Here is a 26,188-nt window from a genome sequence, read left to right as displayed (position 1 = left end):
ACGGCGGCAGGTCAATCACAGACGGCGATTGCGCAGGGCAACGTCCTCTTCTTCTTCCAGCGAGAATCCTTCCTGCTGGCTTTGCATCAGGTGCTTGCCATCGGTCTCCGAACCCAGCTTGATCATCAAGCGCAGGTCGTTGGCCGAGTCGGCATGGGCCAGCGCATCCTCGTAGGTGATCTCGCCCGAGCTGTAGAGCTTGTACAGTGCCTGGTCGAAGGTCTGCATCCCCACTTCGTTGGAACGCGCCATCAGCGGCTTGAGCTCATGCACCTCGCCCTTGCGGATCATGTCAGCCGCCAGCGGGGTGTTGAGCATGACCTCGATAGCAGCGCGCCGTCCCTTGCCGTCCGGCGTCGGAATCAGCTGCTGCGCGACGATGGCCTTGAGGTTCAGCGACAGGTCCATCCAGACCTGCTGGTGCATCTCGTTGGGGAAGAAGTGGATGATGCGGTCCAGCGCCTGGTTGGCGTTGTTGGCGTGCAGCGTGGCCAGACAGAGGTGACCGGTTTCGGCAAAGGCCACCGCGTGATCCATGGTCTCCTTGGTTCGCACCTCGCCAATCAGAATCACGTCCGGCGCCTGACGCAGGGTGTTCTTCAGCGCCACTTCGAACGAATCGGTATCGATACCCACCTCACGCTGGGTCACGATGCAGTTCTGGTGCTGGTGGATAAATTCGATCGGGTCTTCGATGGAGATGATATGGCCGCTGGAGTGCTTGTTGCGATAGCCGATCATCGAGGCCAGGGAGGTCGACTTACCGGTACCGGTCGCGCCGACAAAGATCACCAGCCCGCGCTTGGTCATCGCCAGTTGCTTGAGGATGTCAGGCAGACGCAGCTCTTCCATGGTCGGGATGTTGATCTCGATGCGCCGCAACACCATGCCTACCAGGTTGCGCTGGTAGAACGCACTGACCCGGAAGCGGCCAATACCGCGCGCGCTGATCGCAAAGTTGCACTCGCGGTTCTCGGCAAACTCGCGGCGCTGGGCTTCGGTCATCACACCCAGCACGGTCTCGCGGGTCTGTTCCGGTGAAAGGGGGGTTTTGGTAACCGGCAGGATCTTGCCGTGAACCTTCATGCTCGGCGGGACACCGGCGGTAATGAACAGGTCGGAGGCGCCCTTCTCGACCATCAACCGCAACAGCTTTTCAAACTCCATGCTCTGCCTCTTTTGTCCTTTGCGGCAGGCAGCTCAATGCCCGCCATAACTGCCAGCCGGGTTAGAAGCCGTCGACTGCCTTGGCCTTTTCGCGGGCGCTTTCCTTGGTCACCAGACCCTTGGCGACCAGACCTTTCAGACACATGTCGAGGGTCTGCATGCCAATGTTGCCGCCGGTCTGAATAGCCGAGTACATCTGCGCAATCTTGTCCTCACGGATCAGGTTGCGGATGGCCGGGGTGCCGATCATGATCTCGTGCGCGGCAACCCGCCCGCCGCCGATCTTCTTCAGCAGCGTCTGGGAAATAACCGCCTGCAGAGACTCCGACAGCATCGAACGCACCATCGCCTTCTCCTCGCCCGGGAAGACGTCGACAATACGGTCGATGGTCTTGGCGGCAGAGGTGGTGTGCAGGGTGCCGAACACCAGGTGACCGGTTTCGGCGGCCGTCAGCGCCAGACGAATGGTTTCCAGGTCACGCATCTCACCCACCAGGATGATGTCCGGGTCTTCCCGCAGCGCCGAGCGCAGGGCTTCGGCAAAGCCGAGGGTGTCGCGGTGTACTTCACGCTGGTTGACCAGACACTTCTTCGACTCGTGAACGAATTCGATCGGGTCCTCGATGGTCAGAATGTGCTGGTACTTGGTGCTGTTGAGGTAATCCACCATGGCCGCCAGGCTGGTCGACTTACCCGAGCCCGTCGGCCCGGTCACCAGCACCAGGCCGCGCGGGTTGTCGGAAATTTTCTTGAACACATCGCCCATGCCCAGGTCTTCCATAGTGAGCACTTTGGAAGGGATGGTCCGGAACACCGCACCAGCGCCGCGATTCTGGTTGAACGCGTTGACCCGGAAGCGTGCTACGCCGGGCACTTCAAAGGAAAAGTCGGTTTCCAGAAACTCTTCAAAGTCCTTGCGCTGCTTGTCGTTCATGATGTCGTAGATCAGCGCATGAACCTGTTTGTGTTCCATGGCCGGCACGTTGATGCGACGCACGTCGCCATCGACGCGAATCATGGGCGGCAATCCTGCCGACAGGTGCAAGTCCGACGCGCCCTGTTTGGCGCTGAAGGCTAACAGCTCGGTAATATCCATAGGGTTCCCCATAACGTCCGGCAAGCATGTAGAATGCGGACAGTGTCTTATTCCATTGGCAAGGTATTAACGTCCGTAATGTCCACGATAGCAGAGAATATTGCAAACGTTCGTGAACGTATTAAGCGGGCTGCCGAGGTCGCCGGGCGCGATCCAGCCGCCATTACCCTGCTGGCCGTCAGCAAGACCCGACCAGCCGGCGACCTCCGCGAAGCCTGGGCAGCCGGCCAGCGTGATGTCGGCGAGAACTACCTGCAGGAGGCCCTCGACAAGATGGCCGAGCTGCAGGACCTGCCACTGCAGTGGCATTTTATCGGCCCGATCCAGTCCAACAAGACCCGCGCCATCGCCGAGCACTTTGACTGGGTGCACAGCGTGGATCGACTGAAGATCGCCCAGCGCCTGTCCGACCAGCGCCCCGAAGCGCTGCCGGCACTCAACATCTGTCTGCAGGTCAACATCAGTGGCGAAGACAGCAAGTCCGGCGTGACGCTGGCCGAGCTGCCGGCGCTGGCCGAGGCCGTTGCCGCCCTGCCCCGTCTGCGACTGCGTGGGCTGATGGCGATTCCGGCACCGGCCGACAGCAGCGAGCAGCGGCGCGTCCCGCTGGCCGCACTGCGCGAAGCCGCCACACAGCTGTCACTGCCGCTGGACACACTGTCGATGGGCATGAGCGACGACCTGACCGAAGCGGTGCAGGAAGGCGCCACCATCGTGCGTATCGGCACCGCCCTGTTCGGGCAGCGCCAGTACCCCCAACCCTAAACCGCACGCGCAGCGAGGTTTTCATGACTGCACCCGTAATCGGATTCATCGGCGCCGGCAACATGGCCACCAGCCTGATCGGCGGCATGCTGCAGAAGAACGTCAAACCGGCGAACGTGATCGCCAGCGACAGCAAGCCCGAACAGTGCGCTGCGCTGGAGCGCCAGTTTCAGATTCGCACCAGCACCGACAATGCCGTCCTGGCCGCCGAGTGCGACGTGCTGCTGTTGGCGGTCAAGCCGCAGGTCATGCAGGACGTCTGCCGCGCTCTGCCGCGTGAGCGCAAGCCAGGCCAGCTGATCATCTCGATTGCCGCCGGCATCAGCTGCGACAGCCTGGAAAGCTGGCTCGGCGCCGGCACCGCGATCGTACGCTGCATGCCCAACACGCCGTCGCTGCGCGGCCAGGGCGTCAGTGGCCTGTACGCCACGCCGGCGGTCAGCGAGACCCAGCGGGAGCAGGCCGAGTCCATCCTCAATGCCGTCGGCATCAGCGTCTGGCTGGATGAGGAAAAGCTGATCGACGCCGTCACGGCGGTCTCCGGCAGCGGGCCGGCCTACTTCTTCTATCTGATGGAAGCCATGATCGACGCGGGCGAAAAACTCGGCCTACCGCGTGACACCGCCGAACGCCTGGCGCTGTTTACCGGCCTGGGCGCTGCCGACATGGCGGTGCACAGCGATGTCGACGTGGCCGAGCTGCGCCGCCGCGTCTGCTCGCCCAACGGCACTACCGAACGGGCGATTGAAACCTTCCGTAGCCAGGGCCTGCCGAAGATGGTCGACGACGCCATGCAGGCCTGTGCCGACCGCGCCGCCGAAATGTCCCGCGAGCTTGCCTGAGGAACCCGCATGAACAGCCTGAACACGGCCGCTATCTATCTGATCCAGACCCTCGGCAGCCTTTACCTGCTGATCGTGCTGCTGCGCTTTCTGCTGCAGCTGGTGCGCGCTGACTTCTACAACCCGCTGTCGCAATTCATCGTGCGCGCTACCAAGCCGTTGCTGATGCCGCTGCGCCGGATCATCCCCGGTTACGGCGGACTGGACTTTGCCTCGCTGGCGCTGGGCATTGCCATTCAGCTGGTGATGCTGATCCTGATCATTCTGCTGATGGGCTATGCACTGCCCAATATCCTGCTGCTGGTGGGCTGGGCGGCAATCGGTGTCCTGGCGCTGTTCGTAAAGATCTTCTTCTTTGCGCTGATCATCAGCGTGATCCTGTCCTGGGTTGCCCAGGGCAGTTACAACCCGGCGGTCATTCTGATCAACCAGCTGTGCGAGCCGATTCTTGCGCCGATTCGCAAGATCCTGCCGGCCCTGGGCGGCCTTGACCTGTCGCCGATCTTTGCCTTTATTGCCATTCGGCTGTTCGACATGCTGGTGATCGCCAATCTGGCCGCGGCGGCGGGCATGCCCGGAGGCCTGACGCTGGCGCTGTAGGCGGCTGCGCATGAGCTTCTACCACTGGCAGGACGACGACCTGCTGCTCGACTGCCACCTGCAACCCGGCGCCAAGCGCGCCGAGTTTGCCGGCCAGCACGGTGAGCGGCTGAAGATTCGCATCAGCGCACCGCCGGTCGACGGCAAGGCCAACGATGCGCTGATCCGCTTTCTCGCCGATGCCTTCGCGGTGAGCCGCCAGCAGGTCAGCCTGCTCAGTGGCCAGAACAGCCGGCAAAAACGGCTGCGCATCCAGACACCCCGGCAACTGCCGGCCGAGCTGGGCATCCAACGGCGCTGAATATTGCGCCGCAACCACGCGCTATTTAGACTGGCGCCTCTATTATTGGCCCTTCGTCTGCCTGCGGTACCCGGGAGCGCCCTCCCCCGCGAAGTCTGGCCAAGCGACACAGGAACAGGTTACCGATGTCCAGACTACCTGCCGATTCCGTCGGCCTGGTCACCCCCCAGCGCCACACCTTTACCGAGCCGCTATCACTGGCCTGTGGCAAGCAGTTGCCGCGTTACGAACTGGTCTACGAGACCTACGGTGAACTGAACGCCAGCGCCAGCAACGCGGTACTGATCTGTCACGCCCTGTCCGGGCACCACCACGCCGCCGGCTATCACAGCATCGATGAACGCAAGCCCGGCTGGTGGGATAACTGCATCGGCCCCGGCAAGGCGATCGATACCAACCGCTTTTTTGTGGTCAGTCTGAACAACCTGGGTGGCTGCCACGGCTCGACCGGCCCCTCCAGCATCGACCCGGCGACCGGCAAGAGCTATGGCGCCAGCTTCCCGGTACTGACCGTCGAGGACTGGGTACACAGCCAGGCGCGACTGGCCGACGTACTCGGCGTCCAGCAATGGGCGGCGGTTGTCGGCGGCAGCCTGGGCGGCATGCAGGCACTGCAGTGGGCGATCAGCTATCCGGAGCGCATCCGCCATTGCGTCGCCATTGCCACTGCGCCCAAGCTGTCGGCACAGAACATCGCCTTCAACGAGGTCGCCCGTCAGGCCATCATCACCGACCCGGACTTTCACAATGGCGATTACGCCGCCTTTGGCGTGATCCCCAAGCGCGGCCTGATGCTGGCGCGCATGGTCGGCCACATTACCTACCTGTCGGACGACTCGATGGGCGCCAAGTTTGGCCGCGACCTGCGCTCCGATCAGCTCAACTACGACCTCACCAGTGTGGAGTTCGAGGTCGAGAGCTACCTGCGCTATCAGGGCCAGGAGTTCTCCGGCCGGTTTGACGCCAACACCTATCTGCTGATGACCAAGGCGCTGGATTACTTCGACCCCGCTGGCGCCCATGGCGGCGATCTGGCCCGCACGCTGGCAGGCATCAAGGCACGCTGCCTGGTGATGTCGTTTACCACCGACTGGCGCTTCTCGCCCGAACGCTCGCGCGAGCTGGTGGACGGCCTGCTGGCCGCCCGCAAGGACGTCAGCTATCTGGAGATCGAAGCCGCGCAGGGCCACGACGCCTTCCTGCTGCCAATCCCCCGTTACATCGAGGCCCTGAGTGGCTACATGAACCGCATCGAGGTGAGCCAATGAGCCTGCGCGCCGACCTTGAGATCATCCAGCAATGGATTCGCCCCGGCAGCCGCGTACTCGATCTGGGCTGCGGCGAGGGCCAGTTGCTGCGTCACCTGCGCGACCACAAGGACGTGCAGGGCTACGGCCTGGAAATCGACCCGGACAAGATCAGCAGCTGTATCCGTCACGGCGTCAACGTGATGGAGCAGAACCTGGACGAGAGCCTCGACAATTTCGAGGACAACAGCTTCGACACCGTGGTCATGACCCAGTCGCTGCAGGCCATGCATTACCCCGACCGGGTACTGGAAGACATGCTGCGCATCGGTCACGAAGGCATCCTGACCTTCCCCAACTTTGCCCACTGGCGCTGCCGCTGGTATCTGGGCACCAAGGGCCGCATGCCGGTGTCCGAGTTCATGCCCTACACTTGGTACAACACCCCGAACATCCATTTTTGTACCTTCAAGGACTTCGAACAGCTGTGCCGCGAGCGCGGCATCAAAGTGCTGGACCGTCTGGTGGTTGACCAGACCCACCAGAGCAGCTGGTTCAGCGGCCTGTGGCCCAACCTGCTGGGTGAGGTGGCCATCTACCGGGTCAGTCGCTAGTCCACTTTCGAGGAGAACTGCCATGTTTCGTCGTTTCTGTCTGCTGAGCCTGATGCTGCTCAGCCTCAACGTGTTCGCCGGCCCCGAGCCTACCCGTTTCGGGGATCTGGTGGTCTATCACAACGTGTTCAACAGCACCATGCTGCAGCCCGAGATCGCCGCCAATGCCGGTCTCAAGCGCGGCCCGACCCACGGCGTGCTCAACGTCGCCGTGCAGCGCCCCGATGGCAGCGCCGTGGATGCCATCCTCAAGGGCGAAGTGCGCAGCCTGATCGGCCAACCGGTCGCGCTCGACTTCAAGCGCATTCAGGAGGGCGACGCCATCTACTTTGTCGCCAACTACACCGCCACCCAACGCGGCGTGCTGCTGTTCAAGGTCGACATCCAGTCCGCCGAGGGCAGCATGGTGCACAGTCTGAGCTTTCAGCAGGAATTCTTCCCCGATGACCAGTAATGCCACCCTGCCCTTCAGTGAGTTAGTGCTCGCCAGCAACAACAAGGGCAAGCTCGCTGAGCTGCAAGCCATGCTGGGCAACAGCATCAAAGTCCGCCCGCAAAGCGACTTCACCGATATCGAAGCCGAGGAAACCGGGCTGACCTTCGTCGAAAACGCGCTGATCAAGGCGCGTCACGCCGCCCGCGCCTCGGGCCTGCCGGCCCTGGCCGACGACTCCGGTCTCGCGGTCGATGCCCTCGGCGGCGCGCCCGGCATCTACTCTGCCCGCTATGCCGGCGGCGCTGGTGATGCCGCCAACAATGCCAAGCTGCTTGAAGCGCTGAGGGACGTGCCGGACGCCGAGCGCGGCGCCCAGTTCATCTGCGCACTGGCGCTGCTGCGCCACGCCGAAGACCCGATCCCGCTGATCTGCGAAGGCGCCTGGGAAGGACGCATCCTGCACGCCGCCAGCGGCGAGCACGGCTTTGGCTATGACCCGCTGTTCTGGGTGCCGGAGCGCGACTGCTCCAGCGCCGAACTCAGCCCGCAAGAGAAGAACCAGCTGAGTCACCGGGCCCGCGCCATGGCCCTACTAAAAGCCAGGCTGGGCCTGTGAAGCCACAAGCGGCAAGCGGCAAGCGGCAAGCAAACCCAAACGCCAGCACGGACCGCTTGCAGCTTGAGGGGGCAACGCCCCCGTCTTATGGCTTGCAGCCGCCGCCCTTGGCGGCCTACATCCACATCCCCTGGTGCGTCAAAAAATGCCCCTACTGCGATTTCAATTCGCACACCAGTCACGATGCCCTGCCCGAGACCGAGTACGTTGACGCTCTGATCGAGGATCTGGAGCAGGACCTGCGCTTGCTCGGCGGCCTGCCCGTCCGGCCGCTGACGTCGATTTTCTTCGGTGGCGGCACGCCGAGCCTGTTCTCGGCCGCCGCGCTGGATCGCTTGCTGCAGGCGCTGAATCAGCGCGTGCCGTTCGCAGACGACATCGAAATCACCCTCGAAGCCAACCCCGGCACCTTCGAGCAGGCCAAATTTCGCGACTACCGGCTGGCCGGCATCAACCGCCTGTCGATCGGCATCCAGAGCTTCAACCCCGAACACCTGAAGGCGCTGGGCCGCATCCATGACGACCGCGAAGCGCTCGGCGCGGTCGAGATGGCGCGCCGCGCCGGCTTCGATAACCTCAATCTCGACCTGATGCACGGCCTGCCGAATCAGGACCACGCCCAGGCCATGGCCGACATTGACCAGGCGATGGCGCTCGCGCCCGAGCATCTGTCCTGGTATCAGCTGACGCTGGAACCCAACACCGTGTTCTACTCGCGCCCGCCCACGCTGCCCGAGGAAGACATCCTCTGGTCGATTCAGGAAGCCGGGCTGCAGCGCCTGGCCGCCGGCGGCTACGCCCAGTACGAGATTTCGGCCTATGCCCGTAACGGCCGCCGCGCCCGCCACAACCTGAATTACTGGCAGTACGGCGACTTTCTGGGTCTGGGCGCCGGCGCCCACGGCAAGCTGACCGACGCCAACGGCGCCGTACAGCGCTACTGGAAGACCCGCCTGCCCAAGGACTACCTGACCCCGGAGAAAGCCTATCTGGCTGGCAGCAAGACGCTGGACGCCGACGAGCTGCCCTTCGATTTTCTGATGAACGCCCTGCGACTGGTCGATGGCGTACCCAGCGCCTGGTACGCCGAGCGCACCGGCCAGTCACTGGAACGGATCGCCGACACCCTGAACCAGGCCGAGGCCAAAGGCCTGCTCGAACCCTGGCAACAGCAACTGCGCCCAACCGAACGTGGTCGCCTGTTTCTCAACGACCTGCTGGAAATGTTTCTCTAGGCCGCTATTTCCAACTCGGCCACGGAGCTGCAGCAGCTTGCATGGTCGAGCCGGAGCCCGCTCCTCTCGCCCCGCCACACTGTAAATTACCATCGGTAACATCAATAGCCCTTGCTGCATGGCCGCTCAGTCAGGAGAATTGACTCAGTCTGGACACTGATTTCGATCTCGCCAGCCGGTGAGCAACCGGCGACGACCGCACAACAACAGCCGCGGCCCACAGGGCGCGCAGCAGATCGAACCACACCCAACCCGGAGGCCCGATGAATCCCTTCAGCTTTGCCACCACCGCGCAAATCCTCTGCGAATCCGGCTCGGCCGCCCAGCTTGGCGATCTGTGCAAGCTGCGTGATGCCCACCGCGTACTGGTCGTCACCGACCCGGGCATCACCAGGATCGGCCTGCTCGACAGGGTACTGCCGGCCCTGGCCAAAGCGCAGGTCGCCGCCGAAGTGTTTGACCAGGTCGAAGCAGACCCGCCGGAGTCCGTGGTGCTGGCAGCCGTCGAGCAAGCCAAATCCATGCAGGCCGAGCTGATCATCGGCTTTGGCGGCGGCAGCTCGATGGATGTGGCCAAGCTGGTCGCCCTGCTGGCGCACCCAAACTGCACGCAGACCCTGCAGGACATCTACGGCGTCGGCAATGCCCGCGGCCAGCGCCTGCCGCTGATTCAGGTGCCGACCACCGCCGGTACCGGCTCGGAAGTCACCCAGATCGCCATCATTACCACCGGCGCCACCACCAAGATGGGCGTCGTCTCCCCCATCCTGCTGCCCGATCTGGCCCTGCTGGATGCCGACCTGACCCTGGGTCTGCCCGCCCACGTCACCGCCGCTACCGGCATCGACGCCATGGTGCACGCCATTGAGGCCTACACCAGCAAACTGAAGAAGAACCCGCTGTCCGACATGCTCGCCCGTGAGGCCCTGCGCCTGCTGGCCGGCAACCTGGATGCGGTGGTGCAGGACGGTCAGAATCGCGAAGCGCGCCAGGCCATGCTGCTCGGCGCGCTGCTCGCCGGCCAGGCCTTCGCCAATGCCCCGGTCGCTGCGGTCCACGCACTGGCCTACCCGCTGGGTGGTCACTTCCATATTCCGCACGGCCTGTCGAACGCACTGGTGCTGCCAACCGTTATCGAATTCAACGCGCCGGCCGCCGCGCCGCTGTACGCCGAGCTGGCCCCGCTGATCGTCGGCCATGGCCTGGTACCCGGTGACGCCGACAGCCTGACCGAACAACTGGTGCGCGCCCTGAGCGAGCTCAGCCCACGCTGCGGTCTGCCGAGCCGTCTGCGCGATGCCGGTGTGCCTAAGGACAAGCTGGAGATGCTGGCCAAGGACGCCATGCTGCAGCAGCGTCTGCTGGTCAACAACCCGCGCGAGGTCACCGAAGCGGACGCGCTCGCCATCTACAACCTGGCCTACTGAGCCGCAAGCGGAGCAATCATGAGTACAAGCAAGCCCACCCGCAGCGATTACCACTACCTGCACGCCATCACCACCCGCTGGCACGACAACGACATCTACGGCCACGTCAACAACGTGACCTACTACAGCTACTTCGACAGCGCGGTGAACAGCTGGCTGATCGCCGAAGGCGGGCTGGACATCCACGAGGGCGACCAGGTCGCCTTTGTGGTCAGCTCCAACTGCGACTATTTCGCGCCCATCGCCTTCCCTGACGCCATCGAAATCGGCGTCAAGGTGGCGCGCCTGGGCAGCAGCTCGGTGCATTACGAACTCGCGGTGTTCAAGCAGGGCCGTGACGAGGCCTGCGCGGCGGGCCGTTTCGTCCATGTATTTGTCGACCGCACCAGCAACACCGCCTTCCCCATCCCCAACCGCTGCCGCGCCGCCCTTGAGCGGCTGATGGACCCGATCTGATGCACCGCCGGTGGCTATTGCCGTTATTGCTCGGTCCACTGCTGCTGGCGACAGGCCCGGTCAGCGCTGAGCCACGGCTGCAGAACCGCGTGGAGAGCTTTGATGTCAGCGGCGCCACCGTCGACACCATTCGCGCCAGCCTGAACCGCCACCGGCAACACAGCGCCAACCGGGTTGAATGGCACTTCAACTGGGAGTCCACGCCGGGCCAGTGCCGCATCACCGAGGTACGTACCGAGGTGAGTGTGACCCTGCACCAGCCGCGCCTGCTACCCGACCCGCAGCGCCCGGCCAGCGTGCAGCAACAATGGGACGCCTACTTGCTCGCGCTGCAGGCACATCAGGAAGGGCACGTAGAGCTGGCACTGAACAGCGCCAGAGAAATAGAACGGGCGATCATGGCGCTGCCACCGGCCAGCTCCTGCGATCAGTTGCAGGCCAGCGCCAACGCCACCGGCCGCCGCCTGCAGGAACAACTTGCAGCAGACGACCGCGAATACGACAAACGCACCCAGCAGGGCACGCTGGACGGCGCGCACTTCCCGTAAAAAAGCAGCACTGCACCGCCTGTAGGGTGGAGAACGCCAACGGCTTCTCCACCGGCCGCCCTCGCTCGGCACAGCGGGTCGTACCGCCGATTGGTGGGCAACGCTGCGCGCTTGCCCCCCTACAACAGGGTCCAGAAGCCGGACAGGTCGAGCTCCCGCTCGATCAGCGTCAGGCGTGAACCGCTCTATTACGCCATGCCACCCGGCGCAAAAATTTCGATCCAGTACCCGTCCGGATCACGGATAAAGGCGATGTTGTGCATCTTGCCGTCCTGCGGACGCTTGACGAAGGACACACCCAGCTCCTCGAAACGCGCGCAGGCCGCCTCCAGATCCGGCACCGCAAAACCGATATGGCCAAACCCGCGCGGCTCTTCGTTACCGTTGTGATAGCTGAACTCCGGATCGTCTTCAGTGCCCCAGTTGTGGGTCAGCTCCAGCATGGCCGGACGGCCGAAGGTCTGGTGGGTGCGCTCGACCGGATCATCTGACCAGGTGTCCAGCGCGTTACTGTCGACGGCGGCCAGAAAATACAGGCTGAACTTGCCCGCCGGAAAATCCAGCTTCTTCACCAGCGTCATGCCCATCACGCGGGTATAGAAATCCAGCGTCGCCTTCGGGTCCTTGATGCGCAGCATGGTCTGGTTGAAGACAAACCCCTCGGTAGCCGGATCGCGGTTTTCGCACAGGCCCGGGGCGGATTCAAAGTGACGACTCATGGCAACAGCTCCCATTGGGTAGAAAAAGCCAAAGCCTAACACTGAAACGCCCGCACACAGAACGTGCGCGGGCGTCGGATTCAGTCAGCAGCGCGCCAACTCTCACGCTCGAACAGCGGATCGTTGAGAAACGTTGCCGAGGCAGGCAGTACAAGGCAAAAGTCGCCGGAAAAGCGCAGTTTACAAGCAGTAAATGAGCATTTTCCGGCGGCTTTTAACGCAGTAATGCCAACGCAGGTAGTTTCTCAGCGATCTGTCAGCGGAACTTGCGCTCTTCCCACCAGGGATAAAACGGCGGTTTGTCCTGGCTGGGACGCAACTTGAACTGCGGCGCACGCTTCTCCAGGAAGGAGCTGACGCCCTCTTTCGCATCTTCGGACTCACCCATAAAGGCAATCGCGCGCGAGTCGATGATATGCGCTTCCATCGGGTGATCCGCCGCCATCATGCGCCACAACAGCTGACGGTTCAGCGCGGCGGACATGGCAGAAGTGTTGTCGGCAATCTCACGGGCCAGCTCACGCGCCGCCGGCAGCAGCTCGTCCGGCTCGTGCACGCTGCGCAGCAGACCACCCTTGAGCGCTTCTTCGGCGCTGAAGACACGGCCGGTATAAACCCACTCAGCCGCCTGCATCGGGCCAACGAGGCGCGGCAGGAACCAGCTGGAGCAGGCTTCCATGGTGATACCACGGCGGGCAAACACGAAACCGAACTTGGCATTGGTCGAGGCCATGCGAATGTCAGCAGGCAGGCTCATGGTCACGCCCACACCGACAGCCGCGCCGTTAAAGGCAACGATGACCGGCTTGGTGCACTCGTAGATACGCAGCGAGACAGTACCGCCGCCATCACGCAGGTCATCACCCTCGGGCTGATCCTGACGCTTGTGACGGTTGAAGGTATCACCGCCCTTCTCCAGATCCGCACCGGCGCAGAAGGCACGACCGGCACCGGTCATGATCACCACACGCACCGCATCATCGGCATCGGCTGCATCAAAGGCCGCAATCAGCTCACGACGCATCAGGCCGTTAAAGGCATTCATGCGGTCAGGACGGTTCAGCGTCAGCGTAAGGACACCGTCCTCCACCTGGTAATCGAGGGTCTCGTAAGTCATGGGAGCTTTTCCTGTTTGGTCAAATGTCGCCCAGTGTAGAACCCGCCAGTCACGGTAACCAGTTGAGTTACCGAGGCGTATGTGAGGGTATTGGTGGGGTGGATTGAAAGTCGCAAATACCAACCAACGTTCAAACGCTCAGAAGCCATGCGCAAAGGACATTTCCTGAACTATTCTGAATCAACCACCCTGACACTTGAAAACGGATGGTCTGCGCTTTGGCAAAATCGCCAGTACACAACCTGTCTCGATACTATCTGGTTTTGATGCTGCTCGGCTCGGCCACCTTTCTGCTGGTCGTGGCGCTGACCGTTTGGATCGGCTGGAAGAAGCAGGAGTCCGTCGAAATCTCACTCGCCAAGCAGCGCGTGCACGAAATGGCGCTGCACTTGCGTACCAATCTCAGAGCCGCAGATGACGCGGTAGCACAGCTGGCAGTCTGGTCCAACGGCTTTGCTCACCAGGTTCCCTACGCTGGAAGCTCCGGCTTACGCCGCGCAGTGCAACAGGCCATGCAGTCATCTGACGACGGAGAATTTACTCTTGACGCACTCAGCGCACTACCAGCACAAGACCGCCTTGGACAGATACTTGGACTAAGCTCGATCCAGGCTACAGGCACAGCCAATGGCGCTTCTCACCTTGACCTGGCGCTTTCGCTGCTTGATCGGCTCGGCACAGGTCAGGCAACCTCACCCTTTCTGCGCTGGACCTATTTCTATACCGCAGGCGAGGACATGCTCGCCATCTCTCCTTGGACGCCAAGTCAGGTCTTGCTCGGCGAGCACAACGGTGTTCGCGATTTTCTACACAGCTCCTGGCAGTACTACGATGTTGCAAGAATGGCGTTGCCAGCGCAGAACCCGCAACGCGAGAGATTCTGGACTCCGGCCTACGTCGATCAGGCCGGAGCAGGCTTGATGGTCTCTCTTGGGCAGCCGGTGTACTGGGACGAACATTTTGTCGGGGTGGTCGCGGTCGATGTACTTCTAAGCTTTCTGCAGGGCGAGCTCGACTCATTCCCTGATGAGTCAGGCAGGCTAATTATCGCCAACCAATACGGGCAGGTACTTGCCGATCGCAGCAACCTGCACACGGGGAGGTCAGCAGTACCCCAGCTAAGCTCGGTTCTACCCGATATGCCGGGCCAGGGCGACAGCCTCAAGGCGCTCGATGGCACGCACCAAGACAATCACTGGCTGCTGTTGGACAAGCTGGATAGCCCAGAGTGGCTTGTGCTGTTCCTGCTGCCACGCGAGGTTGTCACAACCCGGGTGCTCGCGGCGTTCATGCCGCAATTACAGCTCGCGCTGGTGCTGGTGATCGGGGTTGCCTTGGCAAACTTCGTCCTCTGGCGGGTATTAGTACATCCGACAATGCGCGTAGCGGACTACGTCGCTCATACCACCGACGAGGTGGCTCCACCGACACCGGAGGTGCCGTTGGTATGGCGTCCCTGGGTTGAGGGCATGGTGCAAGCCTTTGTCGAGCGCCGACGATTGCTCAATGAATTGGAGCAGGCCAATGCCCAATTGGAACGCAAGGTCGCAGTACGCACCCAAGAGTTGCTCACAGCCAACAAGCAGTTGGCCAGGCAAGCCAACACCGATCCGCTGACCGGCGCATTCAACAGGCGCTATCTCTTCGACCTGCTATCCAAGGAAGCGGCACGCGTTAGACGTGGCGCCGCCGCCATGTCCGTGTTGTTGATTGATCTCGACCATTTCAAGCGCATCAACGATAACTACGGCCATGACGCGGGCGACGCTGTGCTACGCGAGTTCGTTCAGCGCGCCTGTGCTGCGGTGCGTACTACCGACCAAATTTGCCGCTACGGCGGTGAGGAGTTTGTGGCGTTCCTGCCCGAGTGCTCGATCGAAGGGGCTCTTGCCCTGGCTGAACGCATGCGCCTGAGTATTGCCTTAACGGCGTTTGAGCATGACGGCCAGAATATCCCGGTTACCGCAAGTATCGGTATCGCCCAGTTCATGGCGACCGATACCGAGCACACCCTGCTCAAGCGCGCTGACCAAGCGTTGTATCGTGCCAAGGAAACCGGTCGCAATCGTTGCGTGCTGTCGGACTGAACCACCAAAGGCCACCGCACGTTCCCCGGAGATACATCCAACCACCACCTGGACGCCCGATAACAAGAGCGCGCATCCTTAAACCCCTGCTGCTCACTCACCCGCGCCATGGTCAGGCGCTGAGCGATAAGGGTCTCACCTACGCAACCATGTCATGAATAAAAATGGCATTGATACTCCGCAGCAGACGTATCTCTCAGGCAAAGGAGGCCCTCAATTCAGGTCTGGCCTCTCCCTACTGAGTATTTTCCGCCAGCACCTCGTCCAGCGGCGCTGATGGCATCAGCGGCCTGGATCAGCAGGTGTCTGCTTATCTACGGCAACCTCCGTCGGCGGGCGAAGAAAAACCGGCGCCTTTGCTCTGTGCCGCCTTCAGCCTGGCCTGAATCTGTTCAGCAAAGGGCTCCGGCACCTCGACCGAGAGGAACAACCCCAACTCCTGAATGACCTGAAACAGCTTGCCCCATTGCACGGAGTCACTGCCGCGCTCGACCTCGCCGAGGAAGTTTTCCGACACGCCGATGCTGCCGGCGGCGTCCTGACGCAGCTGCATGGCTTTGCGGCTGGCTCTGACGAGCGGCCCTATTTGCTCCGGGGAGCTGATGTGGAATTTCATCGTCAACCTCAATGATCACTGACAATCCTGACGTTTGTGAGGATTGTCGTCGTGATTCATGCAAGATAGCAAAAACCTCATGATCGTGAGGATTCAGGCTTTGCTATGCGCGAATTGGGTACCGCGCCGTACCACCGCCTGCACGCCCGATAAAACGTACTCGCATCCTTAAACCCCAGCTGCTCGCTTACCCGCTCCATGGTCAGGCCCTGCTCTATCAGAGTCTGGGCTAGCTCCCTACGTATCTGGTTGACCAGTTCGGTGTAGCTGGTGCCTTCCTGTTTAAGGTGACGGTAGAGGGTCTGGCGGCTCAGGTGCAGTTGGGCGCAGATGTGGTCGAGGCTGAGTTTGTTGGGCAGGCTCTGACGAATCAACCGGCTGACGGTGCGGCTCAGGCTGCAGCCCTGTTCGACCTGCTTCAAGGCCTCCTGCGCGCGGGCCTGAAGCATCTGTCGCAGATAGTCATTGGCGCCGGTGATTGGGGTATCCAGAAAGGCGCGCGGCAGCTGCAGGCGATTGCGGTCGGCGTTGAAACGCAGGTTGCGCCCGAACAGTTGCTCGAAGAGTTCCATCTGCTGCGGACGCGGGCGCATCAGTTCGCAGCTGAGCGGCGTCACGGTGGTGCCGGTCATTTCAGCTGACCAGCACAGCAGAGCGCTGAGGCTGCGTTCTGCCGCGATCTGGGGGTAGGCGCGGTCGGCGGCGAAGTCGACTGTCAGCGTCAGCGCGCGTTGGCCTTCGCTCAGCGTCCAGCGTTCCGAGGGGTTCATCAGCGCGATATTGCGCTGGAATACCGCGAGCGCTTCGCCGACGCGGCGGCAGTGCCGCAACCAGCTGGCGAGCACGCCGTGAGCGGCCGGGTTGTACTGCTGACCGATGATCAGACCAAGCTCGGGCTGTGTGCTGTGGCGCTCGGCCAGCTGCCAAAGCATCAGCAGCAGGGTCTCGCTGACCCGCTGCTCCTGCAACGGCGCGGCGTTGGCGCGCTGATCAAGCAGCGTTTCACGGTAGATGCCCGCGGCGTGCAGTTGCTGCGCACTGACCACATTCAACGCCAGCAGCAGATCGTGCAGATCGAGTACCGCCACGGCCGATACGCTGGTGTGCTTGCCCATCTTGCCTCGCTCCTGCGTGGGTTGCAGCCCCGACTCTAACGGTCCATCCACTGTCGCACCAGCACTAGTGTGCAACCAAAAGCCAGACTTATTGATCGCCGCTGCAATGGTCGCCAGCGAGCCTGCGCCCTAGCATCAGCTTATCCACAGCCAGAGGCCGCACCATGCACAACGAGCACCATATCCACTCCCTGGAGGCGCTGCGTGCGCTGATTCCTTCACCGCCGGCAATGATGCACAAGCGCCTGCAGCGCGCACTCGACGACTACTGCCTGACCATCATCCACCAGGCCTCGCTCTGTGCAGTTGGCTTTATTGATGACGCGCTGGATGTGACCTATCTGGACCTGCGCAACCACCCGGTACTGCAGGCCGAGGGGCAAGACATTTTGCTGCGCTGGCCTGCGTCCAAACCTGCTCCGCAGCTGCAGCCAGAGGGGCTGGCCTGCAGCCTGTATTTCGTTATGCCCGGCGTAGGCTTCAGCCTGCGCGCCAATGGCCGCTGCGTCCTGCAAGCGGATGCGAGCGGCCAGGTGCTGGCGTTTCGGGCTGAGGCGCTGTTCCTTCATTGTTCACGCGCCAAGGTGCGGGCGGATTTCTGGCAGGCCCGCGAGCCTGGCCAGCCCTTCGTCGCGGAGGAAGGCGACGCCCTGAGCGCACGCGCACTGGCCTTTGTCGCACAGGCGCCGTATCTGTTGATGCTGACCCGGCAGGGCGAGCATACCGAGCTGTCCCCACGCGGTGACCCTGAGGGCTTTGTGCAGCCTCTTGGCCCCAGCACCCTGCTAATCCCCGAGCGTCCGGGCAACAAGGTAGCGTGCACGCTGACCAATATCATTGAGGACGGTGCACTGCGGCTGTCGCTGGTCCATCCCGGCAGCAGCACGGTGCTGTCTGTCGCTGGCCGCGCCTGGCTCACCAGCGACCCGGAGGTGCTCAAACCACTGGCGGTGAACAACAAGGCGCCGAAGGTGGCTAGCGTGCTGGAGGTCGAGCGCTATCGCTTTCAGCATTGCCCGGAGCTGACCAGCGCGGGGTTGTGGGACTCGGCGACCTACCTGCCAGAAGACGCGATACCGGCGTTTTCAAAAATGCTGTCCGAGCACATGAACGGCCGCGGCCTGCTCGGCAAGGCGACCACGCTGGTGGTGGATGCGGTGGTCAAGCACGATCTCAAGCACCTGTACTAGGGACGCACCGATTAATTGCGCATGCGCTTTGAGCCACTAGCAATACTGGGCGTTGTTGCGACCCGCCGCCTTGGCGGCGTAGAGGGCGCGGTCGGCGCGGTTGAAGAGGTCATCAATCGAGGTGTCGTCGCGGCGCCAGTCGGTCAGGCCAATGCTGACCGTCACGCCGGGCAGCCCAGGCTCGCTGGTCACGGCGGCCAACAGCAGGCGCTCAGCCAGTTCGCTGGCCTGGGCCATCGTGGTGGCCGGCAGCAGCAGGATAAACTCCTCGCCACCCTGCCGGCCGAACACGTCGGACTGGCGCAAGGTGTCTTCCATACGGCGACAGAAGGCCTGCAGCACGTGGTCTCCTATCTGATGACCATGCTGGTCGTTGATGGCCTTGAAGTGGTCCAGGTCGAGTGACAACACCGAGAAGGGTTCACCGCTGCGCCGGCTGCGCTTGAACAGATCGCTGGCGGCGTCTACCACCGCCCGGCGGCTGCGTACGCCGGTCAGCGTGTCGGTCATGGCCAGCTGTTCAAAGTTGCTGCGGATGCGCTCGGACACCAGCAGCAGAAAGCCGATGTTGACGATCACCAGGCCAAAGGTGAAGGTGCCGAGGTACAGCGCCTGCAACCAGGACACCTCCAGCATGCCTTGCCCGTGCTGAGGCAGAAGCAGCGCATGGGTCCAGCGGGCGCCAAACACCAGGCACGAGAAGCCGATCCAGAAAGCGGTGAAATAGAGCCCCAACGAACGACGCCGGTGGCTAGCGCGGTTCCGCAAGATCTGCCGGACAAATACCGCAGCGTGCATCAGGCTGGCGGCAAAGACGTAGCCCGTCAGGCTCAGATAACGGCCACGCAGGCTGTCGACGACATGGGTAAAGTAGGTCTGGCCGATCCAGGCCAGAGCAAACAGTACAACCCAGGCGTGAAGCCGGGGTTGCTGAGCAAAGTGCTTCGCACTGCCAACCCAGTAGAAGGTATACGCCAGCATGGCTGCCGTATTCTGCACGGTAAAGCTCAGCCATTCAGGGGCCACACCACGCAAGATAATCAGCACGCCGGCCAGGGCCGCCAGCATCGAGCCGATAGCCCAGTCGCGTACACCGGGGATACCGAGCGTGCTGGCCCGCTCCATGAGCAGCAACACCATGCCCATGACCCCTATCAACAGCGTGGCCAACATGATCAGGGTGCGGGGGTCGTAAAGCGGGGTTACATCCATACATTGCGCTTCGTCGTCTGGTTCCTCCGCATTATGGTTCATAGCACGCTCCGCAGCATCAACCGTCTTGCCGGGAACCCTTGCCGCAGCTTTGGCCACGCGCCGAGTACAGCCGTGTGACCCGCTAGCCAGAGCGCGCGTAACGCCCAAGCGTCACCCCTCTGTAACCTGCATGTCATCTCACTGTCGCACTCTGACAGCCCGCACACCTGCTGTCCGATGAATGAGGTCCATCATGCATTCCCTTCGCCATCTGTGGCTCTCCCTTGCCCTGCTGCCCAGCCTGGTCAGCGCCCACGCACTGGAAGTGCACGGCTCCAACACCATCGGTGCGACCCTGGCGCCGATGCTGATGACCCAGTTTCTGCAACAGCTGAGCGGCCAACCGGTGACCAGCGAGGGCACCGGCACCGCCAACGAGACGATCCTCAGTACCCAGCGCAACGGCCAACCGCTGACGGTGCTGGTGGCAGCCCATGGCTCCAGCACCGGCTACAGCGCCCTGGCCGCCGGACAGGCCGACGTCTGGGCAGCATCGCGCCGAGTCAAGGGCAGCGAGGCCCAAGCTATGGCCAGCCGGGCAGACCTGTTGAGCGGCGACAGCGAGCACATCATCGCCATCGACGGCCTGGCGATTCTGGCCCACCCCTCCAACCCGGTAAACCAGCTGAACATCGATACCCTGGCGCGTATCTTTGCCGGCGAGATCAGTAACTGGTCGGAGGTTGGCGGGCCGGACCGGGCGATTCAGGTCTACGCCCGTGATGAGCAATCCGGCACCTGGGACACCTTCAAGGAGCTGGTGCTGGCCGGGCGTTACAGCCTGACCGAGAGCGCACGACGCTATGAGTCCAATGACCAGTTGTCTGACGACGTGACCGCCAACCCCGGCGGCATCGGCTTTGCCGGCTTTGCCTCGGTCCGCAATGCCAAGCTGCTGGCGATTGCCGACGGCGAGGCTCCGGCGCTCAAGCCCAGCAAGCTGACCGTGGCCACTGAGGACTACCCGTTGTCGCGCCGCCTCTACCTGTACACCCCCGGCACCGGCGGCGAGCCGCTGGCGCAGGAGTTTGTTGCCTTCGCCCAGAGCGACGCCGGTCAGGCGCTGGTGGCTGAGTCCGGTTTCTTCTCGCAGACGCCCTTCGCCGTGGACCCGGTGATGGACGACAGTGTGCCGGACAGCCTCAAACGCCTGACCGCCAACTATCAGCGGCTGTCGGTCAACATTCGTTTTGACGAGGGCCACACCGACCTCGACAACAAGGCCAAGCGCGACCTGCTGCGCATTCAGCAATACCTCACACAGAGCGGCAAAAGCAGCCGCGACATCATGCTGATCGGCTTTGCCGACCAGCAGAGCCATGAGCTGCGTGCCCAGATGATCTCCGAGCTGCGCGCGCTGTCCGCCGCCAAGGCACTGCGCGACATGGGCTCACCGGTACAGGGCCATATCGGTTACGGGCACTACAAACCCGTAGGCTCGGCCGGCGGGGAAAGCGGCGCGCGGCGCAATGGACGGGTTGAGGTGTGGGTGCGGCGCTAGGGCCTGCCCCGTGTGGCTGGATTCCCGCCTGCGCGGGAATGACGGCTGGGTGGAGTGGCTGTTATAGGCGCCAAAGATCGGCCTGGTGCCGAAGCGCCAAAATACCTGCATATAGCGCCTACCGGGGAGGTCGAGCCCGCTCGACCAGCGTACCTTCATGCAACGCCAAGGCCGAGCAAGCGCTCGGCCCTCAAGGACAGTTCAGAGGGCCGCCGTTACAACAACGCGCCCACCTACTCCTCGTCATCCCCGCGCAGGCGGGGATCCAGTCAGGCGAACGGCGCGCACAACCGCCTGATCAGTCGACTCGTTCGAACTTCAAGTCCCACACGCCGTGGCCCAAGCGCTCGCCACGGCGCTCGAACTTGGTGATCGGGCGCTCTTCGGGGCGCGGTACATAACCGGCCTCACCCGCCTGATTGCGATAACCGGGGGCGACGTTCATGACCTCCAGCATGTGCTCGGCGTAGTGCTCCCAGTCGGTAGCCATATGAAACACACCACCGACCTTCAGCTTGCGGCGCACCTGCTCGGCAAAGGCCGGCTGCACGATGCGACGCTTGTGGTGCTTCTTCTTGTGCCACGGGTCCGGGAAGAACAGCAGCAAGCGGTCCAGACTGCCATCCGGGATGCAGCGGTTGAGCACTTCAATCGCATCGCAGTCGAATACCCGTACGTTGTTCAGCCCTTCTGTCAGCAAGCCGTTGAGCAACGCGCCAACACCCGGACGGTGTACTTCAATGCCGATAAAATCCTGCTCGGGCGCAGCGGCGGCCATCTGCAGCAACGAGTGGCCCATACCAAAGCCGATCTCCAGCGTGCGCGGTGCGCTGCGACCAAACAGGGCATCCAGGTCGAGCATGCCCTGATCCAGCGTCAGACCAAAGCGCGGCCAGCCCTGATCAATGCCCTTCTGCTGGCCTTCAGTCATACGGCCAGCGCGCATGACGAAGCTGCGAATGGCGCGGCGTGGCGGGTTATCGGTGTTGGGGGTCTCTGCGCTGTCGGGCAGTTCGGGCGTATCGGACATGAGGTGCTCGGTCGTGAGTCGGATAAAACGGCGCCCCGAAGAGCGCCTGACAGAAGAATAGCCTGCTCAGCGCAGGGTGCCGTCCAGCGGCGAGGACGCCGAAGCGTAGAGTTTGCGCGGCATGCGGCCGGCCAGATAGGCAGCGCGGCCAGCCACGACGGCATGGTGCATGGCCTGGGCCATCAGCACCGGCTGGTCGGCGTGGGCGATGGCACTGTTCATCAGCACACCGGCGCAGCCCAGTTCCATGGCGATGGTGGCGTCAGAGGCGGTGCCGACACCGGCATCCACCAGCACCGGCACGGTGGCTTCTTCCAGAATGATGCGCAGGTTCCAGGGGTTGCAGATGCCCATGCCGGAGCCGATCAGACCGGCCAGCGGCATCACCGCGACGCAGCCCATGGCGGCCAGCTCGCGGGCGATGATCGGGTCATCGCTGGTGTAGACCATGACGTCAAAGCCGTCCTTGATCAGCACTTCGGCCGCCTTGAGGGTTTCTACCACGTTGGGGAACAGGGTCTTCTGGTCGGCCAGCACTTCCAGCTTGACCAGCTTGTGGCCATCCAGCAGCTCGCGGGCCAGGCGGCAGGTACGCACCGCTTCATCGGCGGTGTAGCAACCGGCGGTGTTCGGCAAAATGGTATAGCGATCCGGCGACACCACGTCCAGCAGGTTGGGCTCGTCCGGGTTCTGGCCGATGTTGGTGCGGCGAATGGCAACGGTGACAATCTCGGCACCCGAGGCTTCGATCGCGCGGCCGGTCTCGTCCAGGTCCTGGTACTTGCCGGTGCCGACCAGCAGACGGGAACGATAGCGAACGCCGGCGATTTCCAGCGCATCCTGGGTCATATCAGTCATCAGGGTCTCCAACGAGGATTGGGTTAGCCGCCACCGATGGCATGCACGATTTCCACCCGATCACCCTCGCCCAGGCGAGTGTCGGCATGCTGGCTGCGCGGCACGATCTCAAGGTTCAACTCGACCGCCAGGCGCTTGCCGGTCAGGCCCAGCTGCGCGATCAGCTCGCTGAGAGTCAAGGGCTGGTCCAGGTGGTGGGGCTCACCGTTCAAGAGAATCTGCATGGGCGCTCGGTAACAACGGATGGAGATGATAAGGCAGCGTGGCGCGGCCATTATTGACCGGCGACAAGGGCGCTATGATAACGCCCTTTGCCGCCCGCTGGCCACGCCAGTTCAGACCGTGCGCCAGACGGCGAGGCCCAGACACAGCCAGGCAATCAACCACAGCACGCCGCCCAGCGGGGTGATCATGCCCAACTTGCCCAGGCCGCTGAGAGCCAGCACGTACAGGCTGCCGGAAAACAGCAGGATACCCACGGCGAACAGCACGCCGGTCACCTTCAGCAGCGTGCTCTCCGGGCTGCGCAGCAACAGCAGCGCGACACCTATCAACGCCATGGTGTGCCACAGCTGGTAGCTCACCCCGGTCTGAAAGGCATTGAGCAGGTTTTCCGGCAGCTTGCCGCGCAGCCCGTGGGCGGCAAACGCCCCCAGCGCCACACCGGTGAGCCCACTCAGTGATGCCAACATCAACAGCCACTTGGCCATGCTTTACTCCCTCGGTTTATACTCCGGGCAGACTCGCCACCCGGACGCCCATGTTCAAACGTATCCTGCGCAAGATTGCCAAGTGGCTGCTGATTGCCGCCGCCGTCAGCCTGCTGCCTATCGTCGTGCTGCGCTGGGCACCCACGCCCGGCTCGATGCTGATGGTCGAGCGCTGGGTGACCGAGCGCGACCAGCCAGGCTATCAGCGCCAGTACCAATGGACGCCCTACGCGCAAATCCCCGACAGCATGAAGATGGCCGTGATCGCCGCCGAAGACCAGCGCTTTGCCGAGCACTACGGTTTTGATCTCAAGGCCATCCGCGCCGCCGTGGAACATAACATGCAGGGCGGCAACTTGCGCGGCGCCAGCACCATCAGCCAGCAGGTCGCCAAGAACCTGTTCCTCTGGTCTGGCCGCAGCTACATCCGCAAAGGACTGGAAGCCTGGTTTACCCTCGGCATCGAGCTGATCTGGCCCAAGCAGCGGATTCTGGAGATGTATCTGAATATCGCCGAGTGGGATCACGGCGTCTATGGCGTGGAAGCGGCGGCCCAGCACCATTTCGGTGTAGGCGCCAGCTACCTGTCCAGCCAGCAATCGGCCCAGCTGGCGGCGGTGCTGCCCAGCCCGCTGAACTGGGATGCCGCCAGCCCACCACCGCACGCCCTGCGCCGCGCCAACTGGATTCGTCAGCAAAGCCAGCAATTGGGCGGACAACACTATCTCGACCGGATGGAAGCCGGCAAGCCGCTGCCGGACTGGCTGACTCTGCGTTACTGGCGCAACCGGCTGGAGATCTGAGCAGCGCGGATCATCAAGTCGCTGCAATTAACGCCAAACAGCCCAATCAAGCGTGCAGGGCATTTGCGCGCTTAGGCTACTGGCCCAGGTCCTCGCGCAGGCCAAACATGATGGAATGCGCCTGCTCTTCGCCCACGGCGACCACGGCCCCCACCTTCGGATAGACCCAGGCTTCGCCTTCGCTGACCGGCAGTCGCAGGTCGGGATTGCCGAAGGTGCCCTGCACCTGCGCCAGCGACATCGGCTCGTTAGGGATCATGCTCAAGCGCACGACCTTGCGGTCCTTGAGGGCATCACCCACCGCCGAGCTGATCGGCTGATCCGGCAAGTCCGGCTGCCAGGCCTGGGCCTGTACCAGGCTGTCAGTCTGCTCGGGCGTCAGCGCGATCACCGCCTGGGCACGCCAGCTCAGATCGTCGCTCTCCAGGGTGTAGCGACTCACCAGCAGCGGCTCACCCTCGGAGCTGATCATCCACAGGGTGCCGTGCCCCAGCGCCGCACCGGTATCAGCCAGCGTCAGACGCTGGGCCTGCAGGGGTTTGAACAGCGACTCCTGATACTGGCCGTACCAGTCCATCGGCTCCGGCGCAGCCGGCTTCGACTGCCAGTAGCCAAAAGCATAGAAAGCGAGAATTACCACAGTAAACAGTGTGGCCAGTCGCACACCCTGACGGCGCGTCATGCGTTACTCCTTGGTCTTGTTATCTGATCGGGTACACAAAATGGGGTGGTCGGGCGGACGGCCTCACCAACAAAAAGGGCATCCCGTGGATGCCCTTTCAGTCCAACTGACGCCTTAGATGGCGACCTCGGTCTCGAGGTTCTTTTTCAGCTTGTTCATGGCGTTCTTTTCCAGCTGCCGGATACGTTCGGCCGACACCTGATACTTGGCCGCCAACTCGTGCAGAGTGGCCTTTTCCTCGGCCAGCCAGCGCTGATAGAGAATGTCGCGGCTACGCTCGTCCAGCTCGTCCAGACCGCTCAGCAGACTGCTGCTGGCGCTGTCAGACCAGTCGGCCGACTCCAGCTGGGTAGCCGGGTCGTAACGCTTGTCTTCCAGATAATGCACCGGCGCGTAGGCGTGGTCATCGTCGTCGTCCTGAGCACCATCAAAACCCAGGTCCTGCCCGTACAGGCGGCTTTCCATCTCGCGCACTTCGCGCTCGGCCACGCCCAGGTCAGCGGCCACGGCTTCAACTTCGTTCTGCGACAGCCAGGCCAGCTTCTTCTTGGCGCTGCGCAGATTGAAGAACAGCTTGCGCTGGGCCTTGGTGGTAGCCACCTTGACGATACGCCAGTTGCGCAGAATGAACTCGTGGATCTCGGCGCGAATCCAGTGCACGGCAAAGGACACCAGGCGCACGCCCATCTCCGGATTGAAGCGCTTGACGGCCTTCATCAGGCCGACGTTGCCTTCCTGCACCAGGTCGGACTGCGCCAGGCCGTAGCCCGAATAGCTGCGGGCAATATGCACCACAAAGCGCAGATGGGACATGACCAGCTGGCGGGCGGCTTCAAGGTCTTCGTGATAGTACAGGCGGTCAGCCAGCACGCGCTCCTCGTCTGCGCTCAGAACAGGAATGCTGCTGACGCTCTGGATGTAGGCTTCGAGATTGGCTCCCGGAGCCAGATTATGAACAGGCTGCAGTGCAGTGCTCATGCGCTACCTCGCTAAAAATGACGGCCCAGTGTATCACCGCAAAATCGGACTGTGAACGTAGGCTAAAGTTCAACTGGGCTGACGCCAGCTGCAAGCCATAAGCTTCAAGCTTCAAGCTTCAAGCTTCAAGCCAAAAGCGGACGGTGCGGAGATTGCGGCCCAGGTTTTACTTGCAGCT

General features: G+C 62.7%; 29 protein-coding genes. 16 read left to right on the top strand and 13 right to left on the bottom strand.

Annotated elements, in window-relative coordinates:
- Positions 1–15: 15 nt before the first annotated feature.
- Complete coding sequence (locus tag ASB58_RS18055; RefSeq protein ID WP_096005840.1) at positions 16–1,167, bottom strand: PilT/PilU family type 4a pilus ATPase; 1,152 nt, start codon at positions 1,165–1,167, stop codon at positions 16–18.
- Positions 1,168–1,228: 61 nt separating this feature from the next.
- Entirely contained in the window at positions 1,229–2,263 is a 1,035-nt protein-coding gene (locus tag ASB58_RS18050; RefSeq protein ID WP_096005841.1) for a type IV pilus twitching motility protein PilT, read from the bottom strand.
- A 78-nt stretch (positions 2,264–2,341) separates the two neighbouring features.
- Here ASB58_RS18050 and ASB58_RS18045 point away from each other — a divergent pair, with 78 nt between their 5' ends.
- From ASB58_RS18045 to ASB58_RS17990, 12 genes are all read left to right on the top strand, one after another.
- Positions 2,342–3,028, top strand: a complete 687-nt coding sequence (locus ASB58_RS18045; RefSeq protein ID WP_118131852.1) for a YggS family pyridoxal phosphate-dependent enzyme — start codon at positions 2,342–2,344, stop codon at positions 3,026–3,028.
- A gap of 23 nt (positions 3,029–3,051) precedes the next feature.
- The gene (proC, locus tag ASB58_RS18040; RefSeq protein WP_096005843.1) at positions 3,052–3,870 is read left to right on the top strand and encodes a pyrroline-5-carboxylate reductase; all 819 of its coding nucleotides are present in this window, start codon (positions 3,052–3,054) and stop codon (positions 3,868–3,870) included.
- A 9-nt stretch (positions 3,871–3,879) separates the two neighbouring features.
- A complete protein-coding gene (locus ASB58_RS18035) occupies positions 3,880–4,470 on the top strand; it encodes a YggT family protein (RefSeq protein ID WP_096005844.1) in 591 nt (196 codons plus the stop codon).
- A 10-nt stretch (positions 4,471–4,480) separates the two neighbouring features.
- Positions 4,481–4,771 (top strand): DUF167 family protein, encoded by a 291-nt coding sequence (locus tag ASB58_RS18030; RefSeq protein ID WP_118131850.1) that lies wholly within the window; start codon positions 4,481–4,483, stop codon positions 4,769–4,771.
- Positions 4,772–4,896: 125 nt separating this feature from the next.
- Complete coding sequence (gene metX, locus ASB58_RS18025) at positions 4,897–6,039, top strand: homoserine O-succinyltransferase MetX (protein WP_096005846.1); 1,143 nt, start codon at positions 4,897–4,899, stop codon at positions 6,037–6,039.
- Positions 6,040–6,041: 2 nt separating this feature from the next.
- Positions 6,042–6,632 (top strand): methionine biosynthesis protein MetW, encoded by a 591-nt coding sequence (gene metW / locus ASB58_RS18020; RefSeq protein ID WP_096005860.1) that lies wholly within the window; start codon positions 6,042–6,044, stop codon positions 6,630–6,632.
- A 22-nt stretch (positions 6,633–6,654) separates the two neighbouring features.
- Positions 6,655–7,086, top strand: coding sequence for a DUF4426 domain-containing protein (locus ASB58_RS18015; RefSeq protein ID WP_096005847.1), 432 nt, complete (start codon positions 6,655–6,657; stop codon positions 7,084–7,086).
- Positions 7,076–7,684, top strand: a complete 609-nt coding sequence (rdgB, locus tag ASB58_RS18010) for an RdgB/HAM1 family non-canonical purine NTP pyrophosphatase (protein WP_181977969.1) — start codon at positions 7,076–7,078, stop codon at positions 7,682–7,684. The genes ASB58_RS18015 and rdgB overlap by 11 nt, the downstream gene beginning before the upstream one ends.
- Positions 7,685–7,740: 56 nt before the next feature.
- Entirely contained in the window at positions 7,741–8,919 is a 1,179-nt protein-coding gene (gene hemW / locus ASB58_RS18005) for a radical SAM family heme chaperone HemW (protein ID WP_118131876.1), read from the top strand.
- A gap of 263 nt (positions 8,920–9,182) precedes the next feature.
- Positions 9,183–10,346, top strand: a complete 1,164-nt coding sequence (locus tag ASB58_RS18000) for an iron-containing alcohol dehydrogenase (RefSeq protein ID WP_118131848.1) — start codon at positions 9,183–9,185, stop codon at positions 10,344–10,346.
- Between the two features lie 18 nt (positions 10,347–10,364).
- The gene (locus ASB58_RS17995; RefSeq protein WP_118131845.1) at positions 10,365–10,802 is read left to right on the top strand and encodes an acyl-CoA thioesterase; all 438 of its coding nucleotides are present in this window, start codon (positions 10,365–10,367) and stop codon (positions 10,800–10,802) included.
- Positions 10,802–11,350 (top strand): DUF922 domain-containing protein, encoded by a 549-nt coding sequence (locus ASB58_RS17990; RefSeq protein ID WP_065335807.1) that lies wholly within the window; start codon positions 10,802–10,804, stop codon positions 11,348–11,350. The genes ASB58_RS17995 and ASB58_RS17990 overlap by 1 nt, the downstream gene beginning before the upstream one ends.
- Before the next feature lie 188 nt (positions 11,351–11,538).
- On the opposite strand, the gene gloA is transcribed toward ASB58_RS17990, so the two are convergent.
- Positions 11,539–12,069 carry a lactoylglutathione lyase gene (gloA, locus tag ASB58_RS17985; protein WP_118131844.1) on the bottom strand — a complete coding sequence of 177 codons (531 nt, stop codon included), beginning with the start codon at positions 12,067–12,069 and terminating at the stop codon, positions 11,539–11,541.
- A 256-nt stretch (positions 12,070–12,325) separates the two neighbouring features.
- The gene (locus tag ASB58_RS17975) at positions 12,326–13,186 is read right to left on the bottom strand and encodes a crotonase/enoyl-CoA hydratase family protein (protein WP_118131841.1); all 861 of its coding nucleotides are present in this window, start codon (positions 13,184–13,186) and stop codon (positions 12,326–12,328) included.
- Positions 13,187–13,404: 218 nt separating this feature from the next.
- Between ASB58_RS17975 and ASB58_RS17970 the strand changes: the two genes are divergently transcribed.
- Entirely contained in the window at positions 13,405–15,273 is a 1,869-nt protein-coding gene (locus tag ASB58_RS17970; RefSeq protein ID WP_181977968.1) for a sensor domain-containing diguanylate cyclase, read from the top strand.
- A gap of 310 nt (positions 15,274–15,583) precedes the next feature.
- Here the strand turns inward: ASB58_RS17970 and ASB58_RS17965 are convergent, their stop codons facing one another.
- Together ASB58_RS17965 and ASB58_RS17960 are read right to left on the bottom strand one after the other, a co-directional pair.
- Positions 15,584–15,889 (bottom strand): helix-turn-helix domain-containing protein, encoded by a 306-nt coding sequence (locus tag ASB58_RS17965; RefSeq protein ID WP_118131837.1) that lies wholly within the window; start codon positions 15,887–15,889, stop codon positions 15,584–15,586.
- A 77-nt stretch (positions 15,890–15,966) separates the two neighbouring features.
- Positions 15,967–17,004 (bottom strand): AraC family transcriptional regulator, encoded by a 1,038-nt coding sequence (locus tag ASB58_RS17960; protein ID WP_118131836.1) that lies wholly within the window; start codon positions 17,002–17,004, stop codon positions 15,967–15,969.
- A gap of 164 nt (positions 17,005–17,168) precedes the next feature.
- On the opposite strand from ASB58_RS17960, the gene ASB58_RS17955 reads away from it, so the two are divergent.
- Positions 17,169–18,194: a PNPOx family protein gene (locus tag ASB58_RS17955; RefSeq protein ID WP_118131834.1), complete on the top strand. Its 1,026-nt coding sequence runs from the start codon at positions 17,169–17,171 to the stop codon at positions 18,192–18,194.
- A gap of 36 nt (positions 18,195–18,230) precedes the next feature.
- Here ASB58_RS17955 and ASB58_RS17950 read toward each other — a convergent pair whose 3' ends face one another.
- Complete coding sequence (locus ASB58_RS17950) at positions 18,231–19,448, bottom strand: GGDEF domain-containing protein (RefSeq protein WP_118131832.1); 1,218 nt, start codon at positions 19,446–19,448, stop codon at positions 18,231–18,233.
- 193 nt (positions 19,449–19,641) lie between these two features.
- Between ASB58_RS17950 and ASB58_RS17945 the strand changes: the two genes are divergently transcribed.
- Positions 19,642–20,949, top strand: a complete 1,308-nt coding sequence (locus ASB58_RS17945; protein WP_118131830.1) for a substrate-binding domain-containing protein — start codon at positions 19,642–19,644, stop codon at positions 20,947–20,949.
- 298 nt (positions 20,950–21,247) lie between these two features.
- Here ASB58_RS17945 and trmB read toward each other — a convergent pair whose 3' ends face one another.
- From trmB to ASB58_RS17925, 4 genes are all read right to left on the bottom strand, one after another.
- Positions 21,248–21,895: a tRNA (guanosine(46)-N7)-methyltransferase TrmB gene (gene trmB / locus ASB58_RS17940; RefSeq protein WP_245841533.1), complete on the bottom strand. Its 648-nt coding sequence runs from the start codon at positions 21,893–21,895 to the stop codon at positions 21,248–21,250.
- A gap of 150 nt (positions 21,896–22,045) precedes the next feature.
- The gene (locus ASB58_RS17935) at positions 22,046–22,837 is read right to left on the bottom strand and encodes a thiazole synthase (protein ID WP_181977967.1); all 792 of its coding nucleotides are present in this window, start codon (positions 22,835–22,837) and stop codon (positions 22,046–22,048) included.
- Between the two features lie 23 nt (positions 22,838–22,860).
- Positions 22,861–23,061 (bottom strand): sulfur carrier protein ThiS, encoded by a 201-nt coding sequence (gene thiS, locus ASB58_RS17930; protein WP_096006373.1) that lies wholly within the window; start codon positions 23,059–23,061, stop codon positions 22,861–22,863.
- Between the two features lie 111 nt (positions 23,062–23,172).
- Positions 23,173–23,547: a DUF423 domain-containing protein gene (locus tag ASB58_RS17925; protein WP_118131828.1), complete on the bottom strand. Its 375-nt coding sequence runs from the start codon at positions 23,545–23,547 to the stop codon at positions 23,173–23,175.
- 50 nt (positions 23,548–23,597) lie between these two features.
- Between ASB58_RS17925 and mtgA the strand changes: the two genes are divergently transcribed.
- Positions 23,598–24,350, top strand: a complete 753-nt coding sequence (mtgA, locus tag ASB58_RS17920; protein WP_118131827.1) for a monofunctional biosynthetic peptidoglycan transglycosylase — start codon at positions 23,598–23,600, stop codon at positions 24,348–24,350.
- A 76-nt stretch (positions 24,351–24,426) separates the two neighbouring features.
- Here the strand turns inward: mtgA and ASB58_RS17915 are convergent, their stop codons facing one another.
- Together ASB58_RS17915 and rpoH are read right to left on the bottom strand one after the other, a co-directional pair.
- Positions 24,427–25,032 carry a hypothetical protein gene (locus ASB58_RS17915; RefSeq protein WP_118131825.1) on the bottom strand — a complete coding sequence of 202 codons (606 nt, stop codon included), beginning with the start codon at positions 25,030–25,032 and terminating at the stop codon, positions 24,427–24,429.
- 114 nt (positions 25,033–25,146) lie between these two features.
- Positions 25,147–26,010: an RNA polymerase sigma factor RpoH gene (gene rpoH, locus ASB58_RS17910; protein WP_096006369.1), complete on the bottom strand. Its 864-nt coding sequence runs from the start codon at positions 26,008–26,010 to the stop codon at positions 25,147–25,149.
- Positions 26,011–26,188 lie beyond the last annotated feature (178 nt).

The sequence above is a fragment of the Pseudomonas abyssi genome (assembly GCF_003444685.1).
In the GTDB taxonomy this organism is placed as follows: Bacteria; Pseudomonadota; Gammaproteobacteria; order Pseudomonadales; family Pseudomonadaceae; genus Halopseudomonas; species Halopseudomonas abyssi.
Note: the sequence above shows the minus strand (reverse complement) of the source record. Positions and strands in the feature narration are given on the sequence as shown.